General features: G+C 47.1%; 1 protein-coding gene. It reads left to right on the top strand.

Annotation, left to right across the window (positions count from 1 at the left end):
• Positions 1–48: 48 nt before the first annotated feature.
• The coding region (locus ETC00_RS20200) for a hypothetical protein (RefSeq protein ID WP_216369617.1) at positions 49–399 on the top strand (351 nt) is incomplete at its 3' end.

Below are 399 nucleotides of genomic sequence, written 5' to 3'. Positions count from 1 at the left end.
CTTTCAGACCGTTTTGCTATTAACAGCAGTAATGGTATGTGGATTCAGATGCGCGATAACAACGCTATCTTTGGGAAAAATATAGTTAACACTGATAGCGCTCAGGCGTTGCTTCGCCAGAATCACGCCGACCGCAAATTTATGATTGGCGGTCTGGGAAATAAGCAATTTGGCATCTACATGATTAATAACTCAAGGACAGCCAATGGCACCGATGGTCAGGCGTACATGGATAATAACGGAAACTGGTTATGCGGTGCTCAGGTCATTCCGGGAAATTACGCCAACTTTGACTCCCGCTACGTGCGTGACGTTCGGCTGGGAACTCAGTCACTGACTGGCGGCTTGTCTCGTGATTACAAGGCGTCATCCGGTCATGTTATTACAGGTTTTCATACC

Source organism: Brevibacillus sp. MCWH (assembly GCF_013096935.1).
In the GTDB taxonomy this organism is placed as follows: domain Bacteria; phylum Bacillota; class Bacilli; order Brevibacillales; family Brevibacillaceae; genus Brevibacillus; species Brevibacillus aydinogluensis.
The sequence above is the reverse complement of the archived record's forward strand: the minus strand, read 5'-3'. Positions and strand labels throughout refer to the sequence as shown.